At 58.1% G+C, this 22,660-nt stretch carries 17 protein-coding genes and 1 pseudogene; 11 read left to right on the top strand and 7 right to left on the bottom strand.

Going from position 1 to position 22,660, the window contains the following annotated elements; all coding sequences use genetic code 11:
* Window positions 1-53 precede the first annotated feature (53 nt).
* Window positions 54-1,757, bottom strand: a complete 1,704-nt coding sequence (locus tag S7A_RS10270) for a ribulokinase (RefSeq protein ID WP_009090328.1) — start codon at window positions 1,755-1,757, stop codon at window positions 54-56.
* A 365-nt stretch (window positions 1,758-2,122) separates the two neighbouring features.
* Here S7A_RS10270 and S7A_RS10265 point away from each other — a divergent pair, with 365 nt between their 5' ends.
* The 5 genes from S7A_RS10265 (at window position 2,123) to S7A_RS10245 (ending at window position 7,842) form a co-directional block, all read left to right on the top strand.
* A complete protein-coding gene (locus S7A_RS10265) occupies window positions 2,123-3,106 on the top strand; it encodes an arabinose ABC transporter substrate-binding protein (protein WP_009090326.1) in 984 nt (327 codons plus the stop codon).
* A gap of 99 nt (window positions 3,107-3,205) precedes the next feature.
* A complete protein-coding gene (gene araG, locus S7A_RS10260; protein ID WP_009090324.1) occupies window positions 3,206-4,726 on the top strand; it encodes an L-arabinose ABC transporter ATP-binding protein AraG in 1,521 nt (506 codons plus the stop codon).
* Between the two features lie 12 nt (window positions 4,727-4,738).
* On the top strand, window positions 4,739-5,722 hold the full coding sequence (gene araH, locus S7A_RS10255) for an L-arabinose ABC transporter permease AraH (RefSeq protein WP_009090322.1): 984 nt from the start codon (window positions 4,739-4,741) through the stop codon (window positions 5,720-5,722).
* 76 nt (window positions 5,723-5,798) lie between these two features.
* Window positions 5,799-6,716, top strand: coding sequence for an arabinose operon transcriptional regulator AraC (araC, locus tag S7A_RS10250; RefSeq protein ID WP_009090320.1), 918 nt, complete (start codon window positions 5,799-5,801; stop codon window positions 6,714-6,716).
* 79 nt (window positions 6,717-6,795) lie between these two features.
* Complete coding sequence (locus S7A_RS10245) at window positions 6,796-7,842, top strand: oxidoreductase (RefSeq protein ID WP_009090319.1); 1,047 nt, start codon at window positions 6,796-6,798, stop codon at window positions 7,840-7,842.
* 293 nt (window positions 7,843-8,135) lie between these two features.
* Here S7A_RS10245 and add read toward each other — a convergent pair whose 3' ends face one another.
* From add to manA, 3 genes are all read right to left on the bottom strand, one after another.
* Entirely contained in the window at window positions 8,136-9,131 is a 996-nt protein-coding gene (gene add / locus S7A_RS10240) for an adenosine deaminase (RefSeq protein WP_009090317.1), read from the bottom strand.
* Window positions 9,132-9,320: 189 nt separating this feature from the next.
* Window positions 9,321-10,820 carry a YdgA family protein gene (locus tag S7A_RS10235; protein WP_009090316.1) on the bottom strand — a complete coding sequence of 500 codons (1,500 nt, stop codon included), beginning with the start codon at window positions 10,818-10,820 and terminating at the stop codon, window positions 9,321-9,323.
* Window positions 10,821-10,951: 131 nt separating this feature from the next.
* Window positions 10,952-12,127 (bottom strand): mannose-6-phosphate isomerase, encoded by a 1,176-nt coding sequence (manA, locus tag S7A_RS10230; protein ID WP_009090314.1) that lies wholly within the window; start codon window positions 12,125-12,127, stop codon window positions 10,952-10,954.
* A gap of 197 nt (window positions 12,128-12,324) precedes the next feature.
* On the opposite strand from manA, the gene fumC reads away from it, so the two are divergent.
* Window positions 12,325-13,722 (top strand): class II fumarate hydratase, encoded by a 1,398-nt coding sequence (gene fumC / locus S7A_RS10225; RefSeq protein ID WP_009090312.1) that lies wholly within the window; start codon window positions 12,325-12,327, stop codon window positions 13,720-13,722.
* Between the two features lie 39 nt (window positions 13,723-13,761).
* Here fumC and tus read toward each other — a convergent pair whose 3' ends face one another.
* Window positions 13,762-14,691, bottom strand: a complete 930-nt coding sequence (gene tus, locus S7A_RS10220) for a DNA replication terminus site-binding protein (protein ID WP_009090311.1) — start codon at window positions 14,689-14,691, stop codon at window positions 13,762-13,764.
* Window positions 14,692-14,890: 199 nt separating this feature from the next.
* Here tus and S7A_RS10215 point away from each other — a divergent pair, with 199 nt between their 5' ends.
* From S7A_RS10215 to S7A_RS10200, 4 genes and pseudogenes are all read left to right on the top strand, one after another.
* Window positions 14,891-16,075, top strand: a complete 1,185-nt coding sequence (locus S7A_RS10215) for an MFS transporter (RefSeq protein ID WP_009090310.1) — start codon at window positions 14,891-14,893, stop codon at window positions 16,073-16,075.
* Window positions 16,076-16,282: 207 nt separating this feature from the next.
* Window positions 16,283-16,768 (top strand): annotated as a pseudogene (locus S7A_RS10210) (Rrf2 family transcriptional regulator); the annotation flags it as partial.
* 161 nt (window positions 16,769-16,929) lie between these two features.
* The gene (locus S7A_RS10205) at window positions 16,930-17,211 is read left to right on the top strand and encodes a type II toxin-antitoxin system HicA family toxin (RefSeq protein WP_009090306.1); all 282 of its coding nucleotides are present in this window, start codon (window positions 16,930-16,932) and stop codon (window positions 17,209-17,211) included.
* Window positions 17,204-17,560, top strand: a complete 357-nt coding sequence (locus S7A_RS10200; protein ID WP_009090304.1) for a type II toxin-antitoxin system HicB family antitoxin — start codon at window positions 17,204-17,206, stop codon at window positions 17,558-17,560. Before S7A_RS10205 ends, S7A_RS10200 begins: the two co-directional genes overlap by 8 nt.
* A gap of 68 nt (window positions 17,561-17,628) precedes the next feature.
* On the opposite strand, the gene oqxB is transcribed toward S7A_RS10200, so the two are convergent.
* Both oqxB and S7A_RS10190 read right to left on the bottom strand, forming a co-directional pair.
* Window positions 17,629-20,781 carry a multidrug efflux RND transporter permease subunit OqxB gene (gene oqxB / locus S7A_RS10195; RefSeq protein ID WP_009090302.1) on the bottom strand — a complete coding sequence of 1,051 codons (3,153 nt, stop codon included), beginning with the start codon at window positions 20,779-20,781 and terminating at the stop codon, window positions 17,629-17,631.
* Between the two features lie 12 nt (window positions 20,782-20,793).
* The gene (locus tag S7A_RS10190) at window positions 20,794-21,948 is read right to left on the bottom strand and encodes an efflux RND transporter periplasmic adaptor subunit (protein ID WP_033736255.1); all 1,155 of its coding nucleotides are present in this window, start codon (window positions 21,946-21,948) and stop codon (window positions 20,794-20,796) included.
* A 301-nt stretch (window positions 21,949-22,249) separates the two neighbouring features.
* Here S7A_RS10190 and S7A_RS10185 point away from each other — a divergent pair, with 301 nt between their 5' ends.
* Window positions 22,250-22,591, top strand: coding sequence for a helix-turn-helix domain-containing protein (locus tag S7A_RS10185; protein ID WP_009090299.1), 342 nt, complete (start codon window positions 22,250-22,252; stop codon window positions 22,589-22,591).
* Window positions 22,592-22,660: the final 69 nt, after the last annotated feature.

Below are 22,660 nucleotides of genomic sequence, written 5' to 3'. Positions count from 1 at the left end.
TCCGTGTACGCCTGCTTGTTCCGCGCTGTCCGGGTACAGGCTGCCTGCAACAATTACGCCTGCTGGGCCAGGCTCGTAGCGGAAGCGGGGCGGGCGGCGTACTGCGGTTCAGCCGTCACGCACCATTGTTGATAGCGTTGATAGAGTTGTTGATAGCGGGCGACACGCGCCGGATCGGGTTGCAGCGTGACGGCGATCGGGCTGGCCATCACCTGCTGCGCCTCGGCAACGCTGGCGTGAACACCGGCAGCGACGGCGGCGAAAATGGCCGCACCCAGCGCACAGCACTCATCAGAGGCGACAATATCCAGTGGCCGGTTCATCACGTCACAGCAGGCCTGCATAATCGCCGGGGATTTCCGTGCGATGCCGCCCAGCGTCAGAATGCTCTCGACGGGGATCTGCTGCTGCTCGAAGCACTCCATAATGGCGCGCGCACCAAATGCTGTCGCCGCGACCAGACCGCCAAACAGCGCCGGGGCATCGGTACCCAGATTCAGATCGGTAATCACCCCTTTCAGGCGCTGATTGGCATTCGGCGTGCGGCGACCGTTGAACCAGTCCAGCACCACCGGCAGATGGTCGAGCTGCGGATTGGCGGCCCAGGCGTCGGTCAGATCTCTAATCAGACTCTTTTGCATCTCCGCCAGCTGAGGTTTCAGCTCTGGGTGACGCTCAGCCGCCTGTTGCAGCGGCCAGCCCAGCAACCGGCTGAACCAGGCGTAGATATCACCAAAGGCGGACTGACCCGCCTCCAGCCCAATCGCTCCCGGTATCACGCTGCCATTCACCTGACCACAGATGCCTTTAATATCGCGATCGCCGACTTTTTCGCTGTCAGCGATCAGGATGTCGCAGGTTGATGTGCCGATCACTTTCACCAAAGTGTAAGGTCTGGCACCGCCTCCGACCGCACCCATATGGCAGTCAAACGCGCCACCGGAGAGCGTGACGGTCTGCGTCAGCCCCAGACGCTGCGCCCATTCCGGGCTGAGCGTGCCGACCGGCAGATCGGCGGTCCAGGTCTCAGTGAAGAGAGGCGAGTCCAGCTGTTGCGTTAACAGCGGGTCCAGCGCGTTGAGGAAATCGACATCCGGCAGGCCGTTCCAGTCGCCATGCCACAGGGCTTTATGCCCGGCTGCGCAGCGGCCACGGCGCAGTCTGTCGGGCGCGGTCGTGCCGCTTAACAGGGCAGGCACCCAGTCGCACAGCTCCACCCAGGAGACCGCCGCGTCACGCACCGCCGCATCTTCCCGCGACACGTGCAGAATCTTTGCCCAGAACCATTCAGAGGAGTAGATGCCGCCGATATAGCGGCTGTAATCCGTGAAACGGCCGCTGTGACAGAGCTGATTGATCTCTTCCGCTTCTTCTATTGCAGTGTGATCTTTCCACAGCACAAACATCGCGTTGGGGTTGTCAGCGAACTCCGGGCGCAGCGCCAGTACATTGCCGTCGCGATCGATGGGCGCCGGGGTCGAACCGGTGCTGTCGACGCCAATGCCGACGACGGCGTTGCGCTGATCTTCGCTCAGGGCGTTCAGTACGCCGAGCAGCGCCTGCTCCATGGCGTCGATGTAATCCTGTGGATGGTGACGAAAACGATTGGTGTGCGGATCGCTGTACAGACCCTGCTGCCAGCGCGGGTAGCTGCACACCGCACTCTGCAGCTCGCTGCCGCTGTGACAATCGACGGCCAGCGCACGCACCGAATCACTACCAAAGTCCAGCCCAAGGGTGATGGCTCCAGCACGCATCGGAATCTCCTGTAGTTAGTTAACTCCTGTATCCTGGGTTCGGCGCGCCGGAACAGTTAGTCATGGCTGGCTGACAATATGCACTTTCCTGCCATCGGCAGTGATTTTGTGATCCATTGCAAAAGTTAAGCTCCGGTTAAATTTGCTGAATATATGGATCATTTTGTCGTGATTTTAAGATGTGATACCGCTCTACATTTTTCTCCGCCAATACCGCTAAAACTAGCCCAGCGTCTGGACAGGCTGACAACACATAGCAACCTAACGCACTGATTTATGGCTGTACCCTCAAAACAAGACCAACTGGTAGCGCTTACACCGATTCGTTATGAGCAGCGAAAAATAACCTGGTACCGGAGAGCATCATGCATAAATTCACTAAAGCATTCGCGGCCATCGGCCTGGCAGCGGTTATGTCACAATCCGCTATCGCCGAGACCATGAAGCTGGGTTTTTTAGTCAAGCAACCAGAAGAACCCTGGTTCCAGACGGAATGGAAATTTGCCGATAAAGCCGGCAAAGATCTCGGCTTCGACGTCATCAAAATTGCCGTCCCGGATGGTGAAAAAACCCTGAATGCTATCGACAGCCTTGCCGCAAACGGCGCGAAAGGCTTCGTTATCTGTACGCCCGATCCCAAGCTGGGCTCCGCCATCATGGCGAAAGCGCGGGGCTACGGCCTGAAAGTCATTGCCGTGGACGATCAGTTTGTGACCGCCAAAGGTAAACCGATGGATACCGTGCCGCTGGTGATGATGGCCGCCACCAAAATCGGCGAGCGTCAGGGGCAGGAGCTTTATAAAGAGATGCAGAAGCGCGGCTGGGATGTGAAAACCACCGGCGTGATGGCGATTACCGCCAACGAACTGGATACCGCACGCCGTCGTACCGGTGGATCGATGGACGCCATCAAAGCTGCGGGCTTCCCGGCCGCTCAGATCTATCAGGTTCCGACCAAATCCAACGACATCCCTGGCGCCTTTGACGCCGGTAACTCCCTGCTGGTGCAGCATCCTGAGGTCAAACACTGGCTGATTGTTGGCATGAACGACAACACCGTGCTGGGCGGCGTGCGCGCGACGGAAGGTCAGGGCTTTAAAGCGGCTGACGTCATCGGCATCGGTATTAACGGCGTGGATGCGGTCAGTGAACTGTCGAAAGACAAAGCGACGGGCTTCTACGGCTCGCTGCTGCCAAGCCCGGATATCCATGGTTATAAGAGCAGCCAGATGCTCTACAACTGGGTGAGCAAAGGCGAAGAGCCGGCGAAATTCACTGAGGTCACCGATGTGGTGCTGATCACCCGTGACAACTTCAAAACTGAACTGGCGAAAAAAGGACTGATGTAACCCTGAGCCTGCCAGGCGTTTCGCCGCCTGGCATCCTGCATAGCCTGCTTCACGTCGCCCGCCCGCACAGGCCGGCGACGTGCAAGAGTGAGGATAAACATGAACACTGATTCAGCTTTTCTGTCGTTTCATGGCATCAGTAAAACCTTTCCTGGCGTGAAAGCGCTGCAGGATATCTCCTTCGACTGCCGGGGCGGTGAAGTCCATGCGCTGATGGGCGAGAACGGCGCAGGCAAATCGACGCTGTTAAAAATACTCAGCGGCAGTTATCAGCCGAGCGGCGGTGAGATTCGGATCAAAGGCCAGCCGATGAACTTTCAGCGCACCACCGATGCGCTGGATGCGGGCGTGGCCATTATTTACCAGGAGCTCCATCTGGTGCCGGAAATGAGCGTGGCGGAGAACATCTATCTCGGTCAGATCCCGCACAAACATGGACTGGTTAACCGCCGGCTGATGCGTTACGAAGCCGGCCTGCAACTGAAAAATCTCGGCATGGATATCGACCCCGATATGCCGCTGAAATATCTGTCGCTGGGACAGTGGCAGATGGTGGAGATTGCCAAAGCGCTGGCGCGCAACGCGCGCATTATCGCCTTTGATGAACCGACCAGTTCACTGTCGGCGCGTGAAATCGACAACCTGTTCCGCGTCATCCGTCAGCTCCGCCAGGAGGGCCGGGTGGTGCTCTATGTATCGCATCGCATGGAGGAAATTTTTGCCCTCAGCGACGCCATCACCGTCTTCAAAGATGGCCGTTATGTGCGCACCTTTACGGATATGGCCAATACCCATCACGACGATCTGGTGCAGGCGATGGTGGGCCGTAACCTTGGCGATATCTATGGCTATGCGCCACGGCCTGTGGGGGCGGTACGGCTGGAGCTGGATCGGGTCGAAGCGAAGGGCGTGCGGACGCCGATTTCACTGAAAGTCCATGCCGGGGAAATTGTCGGGCTGTTTGGTCTGGTCGGCGCGGGACGCAGCGAACTGCTGAAAGGCTTGTTTGGCGGCACCCGTCTGCGCGGTGGTCAGGTGATCCTGGACGGCAAACAGCTGCCGCTGCGCGAGCCGATCGACGCCATCCGGGCGGGGATCATGCTCTGTCCGGAAGATCGTAAAGCCGAAGGCATCATCCCGGTGCACTCGGTGCGTGACAACATCAACATCAGCGCCCGTCGCCACAACCTGACCGCCGGATGCCTGATTAAAAATGGCTGGGAAAGCAAAAACGCCGACAGCCATATCCGCTCACTCAACATTAAAACGCCCAGCGCCGATCAGCTGATCATGAACCTTTCCGGCGGCAACCAGCAGAAGGCGATCCTGGGGCGCTGGCTCTCCGAGGAGATGAAAGTGATCCTGCTCGATGAGCCGACGCGCGGTATCGATGTCGGCGCCAAGCATGAAATCTACAACCTGATTTATCAGCTGGCGAACCGGGGCATTGCGGTGCTGTTCGCCTCCAGTGACCTGCCGGAGGTGATGGGCCTGGCCGACCGGATTGTGGTGATGCGCGAAGGTGCTATCGCCGGTGAACTGCTGCACGACGACGCCACGGAGCAGCAGACGCTGAGCCTGGCCATGCCCAAAACCACTCAAGCGGCCGCCGTGGCCTGACAGGAGATCATCATGGCTTCATCCACGACCTCAAATACGCCGCAGCCTGCATCACGCGGCGGCCTGCAGTTAGGTCGCATCTGGGACAACTTCGGCATGCTGGTGGTATTTGCACTGCTGTTTATTGTCTGTGCGATCTTTGTGCCGAACTTCGGCTCGTTTATCAATATGAAAGGCCTGGGCCTGGCGATGTCGATGTCAGGCATGGTCGCCTGCGGCATGCTCTTCTGCCTGGCTTCCGGCGATTTTGATCTCTCGGTCGCCTCGGTGATCGCCTGCGCAGGGGTGGTTACCGCGGTGGTGATCAACATGACCGAAAGCCTGTGGATTGGCGTTGCCGCCGGTCTGGTGCTCGGCATGATCACCGGCTTTATCAACGGCTTTGTGATTGCCCGTCTTAAAATCAATGCGCTGATCACCACGCTGGCCACCATGCAGATCGTGCGCGGTCTGGCCTACATCTTCTCTGACGGCAAGGCGGTCGGCATTGAAGATGAGCGCTTCTTTGAACTGGGCTTTGCGAACTGGTTTGGCGTGCCGGCCCCGATCTGGCTGACCCTGGCCACGATGCTGATCTTCGGCTTCCTGCTCAATAAAACCACCTTTGGTCGCAACACCCTGGCGATCGGTGGCAATGAAGAGGCGGCGCGGCTGGCGGGTGTGCCGGTGGTGCGGACCCGCATCATCATCTTTGTTCTCTCCGGCCTGGTGTCGGCAGCGGCGGGCATCATCCTGGCGTCGCGTATGACCAGCGGCCAGCCCATGACCTCCATCGGCTATGAGCTGGTGGTGATCTCCGCCTGTGTTCTGGGTGGCGTATCGCTGAAGGGCGGCATCGGGAAAATCTCCTACGTGGTGGCGGGCGTCCTGATCCTTGGCACCGTTGAGAATGCGATGAATTTACTGAATATCTCGCCATTCTCACAGTATGTGGTGCGCGGTCTGATACTGTTAGCTGCGGTGATATTCGACCGTTACAAACAGAAAAAAGCCTGATTGCGCGAGCCGTTGGCCTGCAGACGCTGACGCCGCTGCGGGCTATCTGAACAATAACAGACTGAGTGAGGACGCTATGTATCACCGCGAATTACCGGCCGGGCAGCAAAACCCCCTGTTGCCCGGCTATTCATTCAATGCCTGGCTGGTGGCAGGGCTGACGCCCATCACCGCAGAAGGACCGCTCGACTTCTTTATCGATCGCCCGCACGGCATGAAAGGTTACATTCTGAATCTCACCATTAAAGGAAAAGGGCGGGTGTTTGATGGCGAGCGGGCCTTTGACTGCGAGCCCGGCGAAATGCTGCTGTTTCAGCCTAAGACCGCCCACTATTATGGCCGCGCACCGGACAGCCCGCAGTGGTTCCATCGCTGGGTCTATTTCCGTCCTCGCGCCTACTGGCACGACTGGCTGCGCTGGCAGGATGAGCAGGAAGGCGTCGGCCGCCTGCTGCTGCCGGAGTCGCTGCGCGGTGAGTTCGACCGCCTGTTTGCCAGTATCGAACAGACACATAACTCCGGCCGCCGCTTTGCTGAAGAGCTGGCGATGAACCTGCTGGAACGGCTGCTGCTGCGTGCGGTAGAAGAAGATCCGCGCAGCCATCAGTTAATCCGCGATCCGCGCGTCATTGAAGCCTGCCAGTATGTCACCAACCATCTCGCCAGCGAGGTCAGGATAGAGGAGGTGGCGCGCCACGTCTGTCTGTCACCGTCGCGGCTGGCGCACCTGTTCCGCGAGCAGATGGGCGTTAACCTGCTGCGCTGGCGTGAAGATCAGCGGGTCATCCGTGCAAAACTGCTGCTGCAGACCACCCAGGAGCCAATCGCTTCGGTCGGCCGTGAAGTGGGCTACGACGACCAGCTTTACTTCTCCCGGGTATTCCGCAAGCGGGTCGGCGTCAGTCCCAGCGATTTCCGCCGTCGCAATCAGGATGCACACGACAGTCTGGCCGCTCAGACCGCCTGGCCGCTGGCCCGAAGTGCTATCTCTTAGTTTTTTCGGGGAATTCCGCCTTGTTCTCACCTGGTTAATGGTCTTAAATCATTCAGGTTAGCGACAACGAGGAACCAAAATGAGCGATAAATTACGTGTTGGTCTGATCGGCTACGGCTTTGCCAGTAAAACGTTTCACGCCCCGCTGATCGCGGGAACGCCGGACGTTGAGCTGGCCGCCATCTCCAGTAGCGACGCCAGCAAAGTCCACGCCGACTGGCCCGCCGTTCAGGTCGTGTCCGATCCTCAGGCGCTGCTGGACGACCCGACCCTGCAGTTAATTGTGATTCCCACCCCGAACGACACGCATTTTCCACTGGCGAAAGCGGCGCTGAATGCCGGTAAGCATGTCGTCGTCGATAAGCCCTTTACCGTGACGTTGTCACAGGCGCGCGAACTGGATGCGCTGGCGAAAGCTAAAGGGCTGCTACTCTCCGTGTTCCACAACCGCCGCTGGGACAGCGACTTTCTGACGCTGAAATCCCTGCTTGAGGCAGGCACGCTGGGCGAGGTGCGCTACTTCGAGTCACACTTTGACCGCTTCCGTCTGGAAGTGCGCAACCGCTGGCGCGAAATGAAAGGCGCAGGCAGCGGCATCTGGTATGACCTGGGGCCGCATCTGCTGGATCAGGCGCTGCAGCTGTTTGGTCCGCCGGTCGCCATCAACGTTGACCTGGCGGAGATGCGTCCGGGCGCGCAGACCACAGACTACTTCCACGCCACGCTGACCTATCCGCAGCGTCGGGTGGTGTTACACGCCAGCATGCTGGTGGCAGCGGAATCCGCCCGCTATACCGTTCACGGCACGCAAGGCAGTTACATCAAATATGGTCTGGACCCGCAGGAAGATCGTCTGAAGTCGGGGAACTTCCCGCCACAGGAGGATTGGGGCTACGACATGCGCGATGGCACCCTGACGCTGGTCGAGGGCGATGCTCTGACGGAAACCACCCAGCTGACTCAGCCGGGTAATTATCCGGCCTATTATGCGGGCATCCGGGATGCGATCGCCGGACGCGGAAACAATCCGGTCACCGCGGAAGAGGCGATTCAGGTGATGGAGTTGATCGAACTGGGTCTGCAATCCGCCGAGAAGCGCCAGACGATGTCGCTGAAGCGCGTCTGATCCGCAGCGTGTGACGCAGCACTGAAAACGGGCCGCATTTCCGGCCCGTTTTGTTAGCGGGTGCAACTGTAAGATCGAGACAGCGCAGGGAACAGGGGCAGATCGGAAAGTCGCAAAAGCCGCCATCCCTGGCTCGCTCGGCCCGCGCCGTCCTGGCGCGGGACGCTTTCCTCCTCTGACCCTGTTTCCTGCGCGTTAAGCCTGTACGTGTTTGTCATATTTTCCGGGAGTGGAGGGATGGCAGCAAAATAACGGGCCGGATTTCCGCCCGTTATTTATGGCTCACAGGCAGATTACTGCACGCGGGCGCGGATAGCCGCTTTCTCTGCTTCGCTGAGGAACGCAATCGTCAGACCGTTTTCCTGCGCCTGACGGATCTGTGCGGCGCTCAGTCCCGCTGCCGGGGCGGCATGATGATACTCGTGGGCGAGTTCAATCCCCTGAACCGCCGGGTCATCGGTGTTGATGGTCGCCAGAATGCCATGCTCCAGGAAGGTCTTCAGCGGATGTTGTGCCAGTGACGACACGGTGCTGGTCTGAATATTGGAGGTCAGGCAGGATTCAATGCCGATATGATGCTCCGCGAGGAAATCCATCAGCGCGCGATCTTCAATGGCTTTCACGCCGTGGCCGATACGCTCCGCGCCCAGCTCCCGAATCGCCTGCCAGATGCTCTCCGGGCCGGCCGCTTCACCGGCATGCACCGTGACGCGGAAACCGGCGTCGCGCGCCTTATTAAAGTGGCTCAGAAACTCACTGCCCGGGAAGCCCAGCTCATCACCCGCCAGATCGACCGCCGTGATGTGATCGCGATGGGCCAGCAGACCATCCAGTTCACTCAGGCAGGCCTCTTCGCCAAAGGTACGGCTCATGATGCCAATCAGGCGCACATCAACATCATGCTGCTGACGGCCTGCACGCACGCCGTCGATCACCGCTTCAACCACGCCGGCAATCGGCAGATTGTGGGTCATCGCCATATAGCCTGGCGAGAAGCGCAGTTCCGCATAATGAATGCCTGCACGGGCCGCATCTTCCACATTCTCCTGCGCAATCCGGCGGCAGGCATCCAGGTCGCCCAGCACTTTCACGCCCCAGTCGAGCTTTTGCAGAAAGCTCACCAGATCGGGTTCATTCTCGCCAACCTGCACATGCGGGCGCAGGGTCTCCAGCGTTGAGGCGGGCAGGGCAAGGTTAAACTGGCGGCCTAAATCGAGAATGGTTTGTGCACGAATGTTGCCATCAAGGTGGCGATGAATGTCAGTCAGAGGAATTTTAAAATCGATCATGGCGCACTCGCTGAGTTGTCGGTGAAGTGCAGAGCATTATAAAAATATCTTGCGCAACCACGCCAGTTATTTGCGCAACAGCGGCGCCGGATGCTGCTTAATTACGCACTACCGGCGTTAAACAGGGGGGCCGCGGCCTTCAGGCATAAAAAAGGCGACCCGAAGGTCGCCTCAGAGGGGCTCAGAAAATTACTGGGGCATCCCTTCGCTGGTTGGCATGCCCAGCATATAGCGGGAGAGGAACTGTTCCAGCGTCATCTTATCGCCGTTCATGTTCACCTGGCCGTTGGCGTACTGCAGGCTGGTCACGATATTGTTATCCTGCTGCTGAGTAAGACGGAACATCTGCCCCATGGCTGCCAGACCTTTCACCTGCTGATCGGCCAGCTTCTGCGCGTCATCTGCCTGATAACCTTCGGCCAGACCCACTTTATGCATGGTTTCAGTCGCCATTGGCATATTGATGGTCAGCTTGCTGTCCAGGGTTTTCAGCACCCGATCCACCATCGCGCTGAGACTCTGCGCTTCGCCGGTCACGGTCGACGGATCGTTGAAATTCGCCGTCAGGTTAAAGGTGCTCTCGCCTTTATCATTTTTCCAGCTCAGTGGCGCGATGCTGACAGAGGGCGAGCCCTTCAGCAGCAGGGGCAGATTGCTCATCAGAATCTGATGGACGCCCGCCTGATAACGCATCGGGTCCTCGGTAATCCCCGGCTGATTCAGCAACGTCTGCATCTGCGCATTGTAACGATCGGAGAAGGCTTTCACCGCCTGCGCATCAAACTGTGACAGCTTCATCTTCAGCGCCGCCTGACCAAAGTCCTGCTTCTGGAGCTGCACGCTTTCCACTTTATAATCGATATTGCCGCCAATCTTGCCGTTGCTGTTATCGAAAGAGGAGCTGCCTTTCATTTTGTGAAGCGTCAGAGCGTCCTGACCGTTGATGCTGGCATTGACCTTCTCAATATCCACCGCCTGGTCACCGATCCGCACGCCTTCCGGGCTGAGGTGCGTATTCCCGCTCAGTTTCAGTCCATTGACGGTAAACAGAACCGGCTGACCCATCTCATTTTTAGTGGTCAGTGCCAGGCTATCGACGTCACTGTCCAGCGAGACTTTATCGCCTTTGTTGTCCGCGCTGACATTGAAGGTTCCGCCATTGGTCGCCAGACGCTCACCGGTTTGTGCATTCTGATAATCCACGGGCAGTATGCGCAGCGCCGTATCGGTGGCACCGCTGTAGCCAATGCGGGTGTCTGCATTAATCAGCGACTTGTTGCCGGTCAGCTCAAACAGCTTCTTCACCGCATCGGTGTTAGCCAGTTCGGTATGCACCGACGCCATGCTCGGGATCAGATTGAAGTGCTTCAGCTGAGCGAACGGGAAGGGGCCATGGTCGATGGTTTCATTCAGGATAACGCTCTGACCCGGCTTCAGCAGGGGATTATCTTCCGTCTGCGAGTCAGCCTGCACCACCAGGTTTACTTTGCTGCTGAACACGCCGCGCTGGTAATCCTGATAGCTGATCTTCAGTCGGCTGTTTGGGGCATAAGCATTCAGCTGAGCATTGGCATTCTGTACCAGCTCATCCCTGTGACTTTCGATTTGCTTGCCGGTAAACCATGCCGCGCCTGTCCAGATCACGCCCAGTGCGATGATGACACCTACGGCAACATTGGTCTTTTTCATTGCTGATTCGTCCTTATCCTTGAGTCCGCTTATGCCGCAGGTTAACCCCGACGACCGAAGAAAAACGCCCGCAGGCGTTTAGCGCTAATAGATTGAAATAATAGCAGTTAACCGCGATGCCGTCAGCCGCTTCACCCCAACTCGTTAAATACCCGCGCCAGCCGGCCCGTTCCGGCGACCGTAACCGGCGATTCGCTTGCCGCAATAAAGCATGATTCGCCCGGCTTCAGGGTCAGCTGCTGCGCAGCGCTGGCGATCACGGCCTGACCTTCAATACAGAACAGCACCGCGGCGCTCTGCTGTGCCAGCGGCTGCGGTTCTGTACTCAGGGTATGAATGGCAAAGGCAAAATCTTCCACCGGGATTGGGAAGCGCAGTGCGTTACCCTGCTGGACCGGCTGGGTCAGCAGCGAGCTGGCAGGCTTCTCCTCAAATTTCAGGTTCGCCATCAGCTCAGCAATATCGATATATTTCGGGGTCAACCCGGCGCGTAATACGTTATCCGAGTTCGCCATCACCTCCAGCGCCACGCCGTTAAGATAGGCGTGCGGAGTTTCAGCATAGAGGAACATCGCTTCGCCCGGCTGCAGGGTAATCACATTCAGCAGCAGCGGGGAAAACAGTCCGCTGTCGTCCGGGTATTCCGCCGCGATAACGCGGATAGTCTGCCAGGGCTCACCCTGTTGTGCGTCAAGTGCGGATTTCAGCACGCCCAGCGCCAGCGATTTGGCGTCCCCCTCCAGAGAGAGCAGGGTCCGGAAGAGGGTGGCCAGCGTCTCCCTGTCGGGATGCTGCAGGAAGTGGGCAATCTGCGGATGTGCGCCCGCCACTGGCTCCAGCAGGGAAACCATCTCCGTGATTGTACGAAAACCGTTCATTGCCTGAAACGGGGTCAGCGCATAGACCAGCTCCGGCTTATGGTTAGCATCTTTGTAATTGCGCTCGGCGGCTGTCAGTGGAATACCCGCCGCGTTCTCACGGGCAAAGCCCGCTTCCGCGGCGTGTTTGCTGGGATGAACCTGAATGGAGAGCGGCTGGTCGGCGCACAGCACCTTGAACAGGAAGGGTAACTCACCAAAACGCTGTGCCACCGCCTCGCCCAGCATGGCGTCAGGCGCAGCATCAATCACGTCGCGCAGCGAACGTTCGCGGCCCTGATCCATGACGGCAGAGGGACTTTTCGGGTGTGCACCCATCCAGAGTTCCGCCATCGGCAGACCCTCCGGATTCGCGATACCGTAGAGCGCCGTCAGCGCCGTTTTACTGCCCCACGCGTAATTCTGCAGCGAGTTGTTCATTTTTTGCATCGTTTAACCCTTTCTCACGCGAAATGATTGCCGGTATTAAAGCAGAAACCGCCGGTAAAAATACATATCCAGCGCAAAAGGACGCTAAGCTCTGATAATGTTAAATTATTGTGTATTAGTATCCTGAACGCCCTGGTGCCAGACGCGAAGCGCGGCCGGGCGGTCATTTTTAAAACCAAAGCTAAGGAGACGTATTCATGGCAGCCAACCGCATTGAGAAAGATTCAATGGGTCCCATCGACGTACCGGCAGACAAACTGTGGGGCGCGCAGACGCAGCGCTCGCTGGAACACTTTCGCATTTCAACAGAAAAGATGCCGACGGCACTGGTTCATGCTCTGGCGCTGACCAAGCGCGCCGCGGCAAGCGTTAACCGGGATCTGGGGCTGCTGCCTGCTGACCGCGCAGACGCGATTGTCAGCGCGGCAGATGAGGTACTGGCTGACAAACATGGTGATGAGTTCCCGCTGGCAATCTGGCAGACCGGGTCCGGCACTCAGACCAATATGAACATGAATGAAGTGCTGGCGAACCGCGCCAGTGAGATACTCGGCGGAGAGCGGGGGATGTCGCGCCTGGTCCATCCCAATGATGATGTGAACAAGAGCCAGAGCTCCAACGACGTTTTCCCGACCGCCATGCACGTTGCCGCCGTGATCGCCCTGCGTGAACAGCTGATCCCGCAGATCCACGTGCTGAAAGCTACCCTGAGCCAGAAGTCCGACGCCTTCAAAGATATCGTTAAGATTGGCCGTACCCACCTGCAGGATGCCACGCCGCTGACCCTGGGGCAGGAGATCTCGGGCTGGGTAGCGATGCTGGAGCACAACCTGAAGCATATCGAGCAGAGCATTCCGCACGTGGCAGAACTTGCTCTGGGCGGAACCGCCGTCGGCACCGGCCTCAACACGCACCCGGAATATGCGGTGCGCGTGGCGAAGGCGCTGGCCGAACTGACGCAGCAGCCGTTTGTTACGGCCCCTAACAAGTTTGAGGCACTGGCCACCTGTGATGCGCTGGTGCATGCGCACGGCGCGCTGAAAGGTCTGGCCGCGTCCCTGATGAAAATCGCCAACGACGTTCGCTGGCTCTCGTCCGGCCCGCGCTGCGGCATCGGGGAAATTGCCATTCCGGAAAATGAACCTGGCAGCTCAATCATGCCGGGCAAAGTAAACCCGACGCAGTGTGAAGCGATGACCATGCTCTGCTGTCAGGTGATGGGCAATGACGTCGCGATCAATATGGGCGGCGCATCCGGTAACTTCGAGCTGAACGTTTTCCGTCCGATGGTTATCCATAACTTCCTGCAGTCGATTCGCCTGCTGGCGGATGGCATGGACAGCTTCAACCATCACTGTGCGATCGGCATTGAACCGGTGCGCGAGCGAATCGATCAGCTGCTCAACGAATCACTGATGCTGGTGACCGCGCTCAATACCCATATCGGGTATGACAAAGCGGCCGAAATTGCCAAAAAGGCGCATAAAGAGGGGCTGACCCTGAAAGGCTCAGCGCTGAAGCTCGGCTATCTTACCGAAGAGGAGTTTGACGCCTGGGTGCGGCCGGAAGAGATGGTTGGCAGCATGAAGTCGTAACGTGATGCGCGATGAGGCCGGTTTGCACCGGCCTCTCTGTTAAACCGGGCAGTCAACCCAGAGGTGCAGCCGGGGGATCAGCAGATTGAGCGGCTCAGCGGCCGGTTTATGACGATAGGTAATGTTATCGGCGTCATAGTTGAGCAACTCGCCCAGTACCGGAACCTGACTGCGATCGCGGCAGATCACCAGAATCGGTGACGGGCAGGCCAGCTGAGTCTGCTTTTTCTCCTCTGCGCGCCAGACGCGCGCCACCGGCTGGACTTTAACCGGACGCTTGATCTTCAGGCGGGCTGAAGCGGGCAGGGCGCGCACGCTGGCCAGCTCCTCCTGCACTTTCTCAGCCCACTGTTCGCGCGACCACGGAGCCTGGGCGCGTCCCGCCTTCAGGCTTTTTTCCAGCTGGGCAATGACCTCTTCGCGCTTAAGATTTTTGATGATGTGTTTGTTGGCCCAGCCAAACCGCAGACTGTCCGGGGCGCTGAGCAGGGTGATGGTGCGATAGGCATTCAGGGTAATCAGCCCGCGCAGATGCTGGTGAACGAACTCGAATCGCGCTTCACTCGGCAAGCCGGACTCCACCGTAATCAGCTGCTCCAGTCGGGCTTTCAGCTGATTGATGAGATCGACCAGCGCGCCGATCTCCGCTTCCCGTTCTGCATCGCATTCAATGCAGAGGGCACCGGGCAGACGCACGGCGGCCTTGGTACTCAGCTGCTCTGACTGATGCTGCATAAAGAGGCGGCAGTAGTGGTCGAGCGCCATCTTCCGCGCGCTGTCGCCCAGATGCTGCTCAACGGCAATGCGGGTTATCGCGTCATGCTCGCGACCTTTCACCACTGGCGGCAGGCTGAAAACGCGCGCGATCAGCAGCGGCTGCGCTTCAATCTGCTCCCGCAGTTCACCCAGCGCCTGCTCCAGGTCGTTAACACATTGATGCATATCAGCCACTAAGTCGTAGCGCGTCATGATGAGCCTCCATAGTTACAACGTCCACAATGTGGCAGAAGCCAGCGGCAGTTGCAAGTGTGTATAGTTACAACATACTTTAAATCTGCTATACAAAAACGTGCGAACTGCCGGTCATCAGGTCAGAAGTGCGTGATGCATGCAGGCTGCCTGCGGAACATGCTATAAAACGGTTTGCCTGCTAACGAAGAGAGTCGATGTGAATCAGAACATTAAACCGGGCATCGCGGCCATTTTTACCCTGGGCTGTGTGCAGATCCTTTCCTGGGGAGGATCGTTCTACCTGATGGCGGTGATGGCGAACCCCATCGCGGCTGAAACGGGCTGGTCCCAGCAGTGGATTTACGGTGCGCTGTCGCTCGGGATTCTGGTGTCGGGCCTGCTGTCACCGCTGGCAGGCAGAATAATAGCCCGTACCGGTGGCCGTCTCCTGCTGGCACTCAGTGGGCTGGTGATGGCGGTGGGGCTGGTCATCATGGCGCTCAGCCACGCGTTGCCACTGTTTCTGTTTGCCTGGGTCATTATCGGCGTGGGTATGGCGATGGGCCTGTATGATGCACTGTTTGCCACGCTGGGCACCTGCTATGGCGGTCAGGCTCGGGCTGCCATTACCGGCATCACGCTGATTTCCGGTTTCTGCACCACGCTGGCCTGGCCGGGAACGGCTCTGCTTATCCACGGTTTTGGCTGGCGGGAGGCCTCGCTGATCGTTGCTGCGCTGATGGTGGCGTGCGTGCTGCCTGCTTATCTCTTTGCCTTGCCTGCCGGTCATCTCACCCGGTCATTAAAAAAGCGTCCGGCGCAGCCAGCTACGGCAGAGATCGCGCCAGCGCTGTTCTGGCTGCTCTGCGCCATTTTTACCCTGGCTTCGGTGATCATGACCGCCGTTTCCGTGCAGCTTATTACGCTGTTGCAGGCGAGTGGTCATACGCTGGCTTCGGCGCTGGCGATCAGCGCCGTGATCGGCCCGTGTCAGGTTGGCTCCCGTATTGTCGATGTCGCTTTTAAACGCAGCCATCCTATCCGTACCGCCTTTTTTTCTGTCGGGCTGGTGGCGCTGGGCCTGCTGTTGCTGGCATTAATGCCGCAGATGGCGCTGCTGAGTATGGTGCTTTATGGCGCAGGAAATGGCTTACGTGCCATCGTGCGTGGAACTTTACCGCTGGCGATGGTCAAACCAGAGTCTTACGCCATCGTGATGGGTAAGATGGCGCGCCCGGCACTGATGGGGCAGGCACTGACGCCGCTGATTGGCGGATATGTCATTGAAAGCATGGGCGCAACGGCGACGCTGTGGTTGCTTTGCGGCCTGGCAATCTTTAACGTGGTACTGGTGATAGCACTGAAGCAGCAATTACCGGCGGCATCGACCCGTTCTGCGTGAAGGCGTCCGGCTTCAGATTCCGCCGGAACAGGGCAGTGAACAGGCTAAGCAGCTTGTGCTATCGGGCCTCTGCCTTTGGTGAATACGTGCCTTGTGACTGCCGGTTTGCTTCAAAAAAGCAACAGTGTTTGTTATATTTATTGCTCATTGATTGTTCATTTATGCGGCAATAAAACAAGAAGATGCACCGCAACTCAGGATAAATAAATGCTTGATTACCGCTTCCCGACAGCTTTGCAAATGGTTCTGAGCGTAGCGATGGCGGAGCAAATGGGAAAACGCTCTACCAGCGCGATTCTGGCCTACGGGCTGGAAGCGAATCCCAGTTTCATACGAAAATTGATGGTCCCGCTGACCCGTGATGGCATTATCGTCTCCACGCTGGGCCGTACCGGCTCGATTCATCTGGGCCGTCCGGCTGCGGAGATTACCCTCAAGGATATCTATGTCTCCGTCATTGAGGATAAAAAAATCTGGGCTGCGCGTCCCGACGTCGCTCCGCGCTGTCTGGTCAGTGCTAACCTCTGCTGGTACTTTAAATCGATAGCCGATGAAGCCGAGCAGGCGTCACTGGATGTGCTGGCAAAACGCACCGTTGCCGATGCGCTGAATGAGCTGAAAAAGCGCGATACCAGCAACTGCACTGCTGTACCGGAACCTGAACCCGAAGAGATTGACGATCTCTGCAAAAAAAAGCCGCTGATGAGCGGCTTTTTTTATGGCTGTTTAATAGACATTGCTAAGCTATTTTTCATCAGATCTGTCACTCAGTCACCTCTCTCCGTTAATCCCATCTTGACCTCTTGATTGATCGTAATAGAATGACTTCATGGTATGAAGTCGCGGAGATCAGGATGAACGCCGCCGTCAGGAAATTACGGAAGAAACAGCGTGAAACACTGGAGCAGATTTTTCAAACGCCACCGCCGTCCGGCTTAAAATGGCAGGCAGTTGAGTCACTCATCAGGGCGCTGGATGGCGAGATTAAAGAGGGTAGTGGTTCGCGGGTTCGCTTTCTTCTCAACGGAAAAATAGCGCGTTTTCATCGCCCACACCCCTCGCCAGACACGGATAAAGGCGCAGTTGTGAATCTGCGCGAATGGCTGGAAAGTATCGGAGTCGATCCCTATGAATAATCGTTCAAATTCATCAATCACTGTCGCCGGGCAACCTGCCGTCATCACCTATGTCCCTGAAATCAATATGTTCCGTGGACGCTTTACTGGCCTGTCAGGCTACTGTGATTTTGTCTCAGACAGTGTGCAGGGGCTGCACAAAGAGGGTGAGATATCGCTGCGCGAATACCTGGAAGATTGCGCTGCCTCCGGCATTAATCCCTATGCGGAGCAGGAAAAAATTAAGACCTTCACGCTGCGCTACCCTGAATCACTCGGCGTACGGCTGTCGCAGGCTGCGGCCCAAAATGAAACCTCGCTGAATGCCTTTATCATTGAAGCGCTCAACGAAAAATTAAAGCAGCGTTAACCGGCATGCTGCCAGTCTCAGACAAAAAAAGGGGCGATCATCCGATCGCCCCTTTCAACGTTGAGGGTTTACGCCGTCACGGTTTCGGCATCACCTGACCGGCGCGTCACCAGCTTACGCAGGGCGACGTAGAACACCGGGGTCAGGAACAGGCCGAACAGCGTCACGCCGAGCATCCCGGAGAAGACGGTAATACCGGTCACGCCGCGCACCTCTGCGCCCGCGCCTTCACCCAGAATCAGCGGCACCGTACCGGCGATAAAAGCGATGGAGGTCATCACAATCGGACGCAGACGCAGACGACAGGCTTCCAGCGCCGCCTCTACAATGCCTTTGCCCTGAATCTCCAGCTCGCGCGCAAACTCGACGATCAGTATCGCGTTCTTACAGGCCAGCCCCATCAGCACCACCAGTCCGACCTGAACAAACACGTTGTTATCTCCACCGGTCAGCCAGACGCCAAACAGGGCAGAGAGCAGGGTCATCGGCACAATCAGAATCACCGCCAGCGGCAGCGTCCAGCTCTCATACAGCGCGGCCAGCACCAGGAAGGCCAGCAGCACCGCCATCGGGAAGACAATCAGTGCGGTATTGCCCTGCGTTGACTGCTGATAACTCAGATCGGTCCACTCGATGTTCATGCCGTTAGGTAACAGCTGACCGGACATCGTTTCCAGCTGACGCATCGCCTGCGCTGAAGAGAGCACGCGCGGATCGGCATCGCCAATCAGATCGGCCGCCGGGTAGCCGTTGTAGCGGATCACCGGATCGGGGCCGTAGGTGGTGGTGATGTTGACCATGCTGCCAATCGGCACCATCTCCCCGCGGTCGTTGCGGGTGCGCAGGGTAGCGATATCCTCGACGCTGTCGCGGAATTCGCCGTCGGCCTGCGCCATCACCCGCCAGGTGCGACCAAAGCGGTTAAAGTCATTCACGTAGGAGGAGCCGAGATAGGTCTGCAGCGTGCTGAACAGCGCCGTCAGTGACACCCCCTGAGCTTTGGCTTTATCACGATCCACCTGGACGTCCAGCTGTGGCACATTGGCCTGATAGGAGGAGATAGGGAAGTGCATCCCCGGCGTCTGCATGATGCTGCCCGACAGCGTATTAATCGCCGTCTGCAACGCACCGTAACCCAGACCCGCGCGGTCCTGCACATAGAGCGAATAGCCTGAGCCCTGACCCAGCCCCAGAATCGGCGGTGGCATAATCGAGAAGCCAAAGCCCTGCTGAATTTGGGCAATCTTCGCATTGATCTCCGCGTTAATCTCCGCCGCGGTGTGCTTACGCTCGCTGAACGGTTTCAGGCCGAAGAACACCGTGCCGCTGTTAGGCGTATTGGTGAACTGCAGGGCATTCAGGCCGGGGAACGCCACCGCATAGGCGACGCCTTCAGTCTGCATGCCGATTTCGCTCATCTTACGGATCACTTCATCGGTGCGCGCCAGCGAGGAGCCTTCCGGCATCTTGACGCCACCAATCAGGTAGAGCTTATCCTGAGTCGGAATAAAGCCGCCCGGCACGGTGTGGAACATAAATCCGGCACCGGCCAGCAGCAGCAGGTAAACCGCGAACACCGCGCCACGCCGACGCAGCGTCCGGCCAACCAGTGATTCATAGCCATGTGCGCTGCGCTGGAAGAAGCGGTTGAAGGGCCGGAACAGCCAGCCAAACAGCGCATCAATAATCCGCGTCAGCCGGTCTTTCGGCGCGTGATGATCTTTCAGCAGCATCGCCGCCAGCGCCGGAGAGAGCGTCAGGGAGTTAATGGCGGAGATGACCGTGGAGATCGCGATAGTAGTGGCGAACTGCTTATAGAACTGCCCGGTCACGCCGGAGAGGAACGCCATCGGCACAAATACGGCACAGAGCACCAGCGCAATGGCGATAATCGGGCCGGAGACCTCACGCATCGCCTGATGGGCTGCCGCGCGCGGCGACAGGCCCATCTCGATGTTACGCTCAACGTTCTCCACCACCACAATGGCGTCATCCACCACGATCCCGATCGCCAGCACCAGCCCGAACAGGCTCAGGGTATTGAGCGAGAAGCCGAGCAGATAGAGCACGCTGAATGTTCCGACCACCGACACCGGCACCGCCAGCAGGGGAATGATGGAGGCGCGCCAGGTCTGCAGGAACAGAATGACGACCAGCACCACCAGAATCACCGCTTCCAGCAGGGTCTGCACTACCGCTTTGATCGAGTCACGAACAAACACCGTCGGATCGTAAGGAGCCGCCCATTTCACATCATTGGGGAAACGGGTTGCGAGCTCATCCATTTTGGCGCGCACCGCATTGGAGAGATCGATGGCGTTGGCACCCGGAGCCTGGAAGATACCGATGCCGACCGCATCTTTGTTGTTCAGCTGAGAGCGCAGGGCGTAACTGCCGGACCCCATCTCAATACGCGCCACATCACGCAGGCGCACCAGCGAACCATCTTCTGAGGTTTTCAGGATAATGTCGCCAAACTGCTGTTCGCTCTCCAGCCGTCCCTGCGTGTTGATCGACAGCAGAAAATCGCTCTGCTTTTTCAGCGGCTCGGCGCCGAGCTGACCGGCAGAAACCTGCACGTTCTGCTCCTGCATCGCGGTCACTACGTCTGAGGCGGTTAAGCCACGCGCCGCCACCTTGTTTGGGTCCAGCCAGACGCGCATCGCATATTCGCCCGCGCCAAAAATCTGGATCTGACCGACGCCCGGCAGACGCGCCAGCTCATCTTTCACCTTCAGGGTGGCGTAGTTACGCAGGTAGAGTGAATCGTAGGTATTGTTGGGTGAGAACATGTGGACGACCAGCGTCAGGGTCGGCGACATCTTCTGGGTGGTGACACCCAGACGCCGCACATCTTCCGGCAGACGCGCTTCGGCCTGCGCGACGCGGTTCTGCACCTGAACCTGCGCCTGATCGGGATCGGTGCCGGGACGGAAGGTGACGGTCGTCACCAGCACGCCGTCAGAACCGGCCACAGATTTCATGTACATCATGTTTTCGACGCCGTTGATCGCCTCTTCCAGCGGCGTCGCCACGGAATCTGCAATCACTTTCGGGTTAGCGCCAGGATACTCGGCGCGCACCTGCACGCTGGGTGGCACCACGTCGGGATATTCGCTGATCGGCAGCAGCGGGATAGCAATCACCCCGGTCACGAAGATCAGGATTGACAGCACCGCCGCAAAAATAGGCCGGTCGATAAAAAAGCGGGAAAAGTCCATAGCGGCCTCGAATTAGTGAGCGGCTGCCGCACGCATGGCGACCTGCTGAGCAGTGACCGGCATGCCGGGCATAAACACTTTCTGCAGTCCGGCGACGATCACCCGGTCGCCCGATTGCAGACCCGATTTGACGATGCGCAGACCTTCCACCATCGCGCCGGGCTGAATATCGCGCCGCTGAGCTTTGCCTTCCCCATCCACCACGTAGACATATTTGCGATCCTGGTCGGTCAGCACCGCCTTATCATCGATCAGCATGGCCTCGAACTGCGCGCTGCCTGGCAGACGCACGCGGGCAAACAGACCGGGTGTAAACTGACGCGCCTGATTGTCGAGCAGGGCGCGCATACGAATGGTGCCGGTGCTGGCGGTCAGCTGGTTATCCAGGAAATCGACCTTGCCCTGATGCGGGAAACCCTGATCGCCGACCAGTGCAATCTCAACCGGCAGCGCATGACGCTGCTGGCCCTGACGCGCCATCGCCTGATAGTGCAGGAAGGTGTTTTCATCGACGTCGAAATAGACATACATCTGCTGCTGCGATACCAGCGTGGTCAATACACTGGCGCTGTCACCGGCGGTCACCAGATTGCCGGGGGTGATCATGGCGCGGCTGGCGCGACCGTCAATCGGCGCGGTGACGCGGGTAAAGTCCAGATTCAGCTGCGCCATATCGACGGCGGCTTCGGCGGCCAGTACATCCGCCTGCGCCTGACTGGCGGCAGCGCGACGCTGTTCCCACACCTCACGCGAAATCGCCTGGGTGCCAATCAGCTTCTCGCTGCGACCCGATTCGCTGCGCGCCAGACTCGCCTGGCTGCGCGCCCGGGCCAGCTCCGCCCGGGCCTGTTCCAGCGCCGCACGATAACTCCGGTCGTCGATGGTGAAGAGCACCTGACCTTTTTTAACCTCATCCCCTTCGCGGTAGTTCACTGACTCGATGTAGCCAGAGACGCGCGGACGCAGCTGCACGCTCTGCACCGCTTCAACGCGACCATTAAAGTTGTCCCACTGGCTCACCGGCTTGATGAGCACCGGCGCGGCGCTTACTTCAGGCGGTGGCGGCGGGGCGTTCTGCGCCACACCCTTATCACAGCCGCTAAGCAGGCTGATAAACATGACCATCCCTGACAGGGTCAACCCCTGACGAACCCGGTTCGTAATCATTGTTGTTATTCCGCGATAAATAGAAAAGACGACCTGCAGGCCAATATTTGCAACTTTTAAGATTGCAATTAATCGCAGGGAGTGTAGGCTTGCGTCGCGGGCAACTGCAAGAATAACAGATACACTTTATGTGCGGTTTAGTGCGGGGCGATGAAAGCCTGAGCAATCCGGGAAAAACCCTGAAAAAAGTGCGGCATTTAATGTACCAATAAAACTTGCATTAAATGGCATAGTCAGCCACCCTTAAGTGTAACTGCAACTGATACTAATACTTTTCGCTACAGCGACAGGAGAGACTGGAATGATGAGTGACGCCTTTATTCACGATTTAATCGACTGGATTGATAACAACATCGAAGCACGTCTGGACCTGGATACCGTTTCAGAGCGCGCGGGCTATTCCAAGTGGCACCTGCAGCGCATGTTCAAAGAGCACACCGGCTATCCCCTGGGTGAGTACATCCGGGTGAAGAAGCTGAAAAAGTCTGCCGATCGCCTGACCAGCACCGATGAACCGATTCTGAACGTCGCGATTTCACTGGGCTTTGACTCTCAGCAGTCTTTCAACCGCAGCTTTAAACGCCAGTATGGTGTGGCACCGGGTGCATGGCGTCGTCACAGCGGTGATTCGCACGCTGCATAACTTCGCCAGGGCCAGCCTGTCTGGCCCGCGCTTTCCTCCGGGCGCAAAACTGGTATCATCTGCATCCTG

It is taken from the genome of Pantoea sp. Sc1 (assembly GCF_000255315.1).
GTDB classification, from domain to species: Bacteria; Pseudomonadota; Gammaproteobacteria; order Enterobacterales; family Enterobacteriaceae; genus Pantoea; species Pantoea anthophila.
The sequence above is the reverse complement of the archived record's forward strand: the minus strand, read 5'-3'. Positions and strand labels throughout refer to the sequence as shown.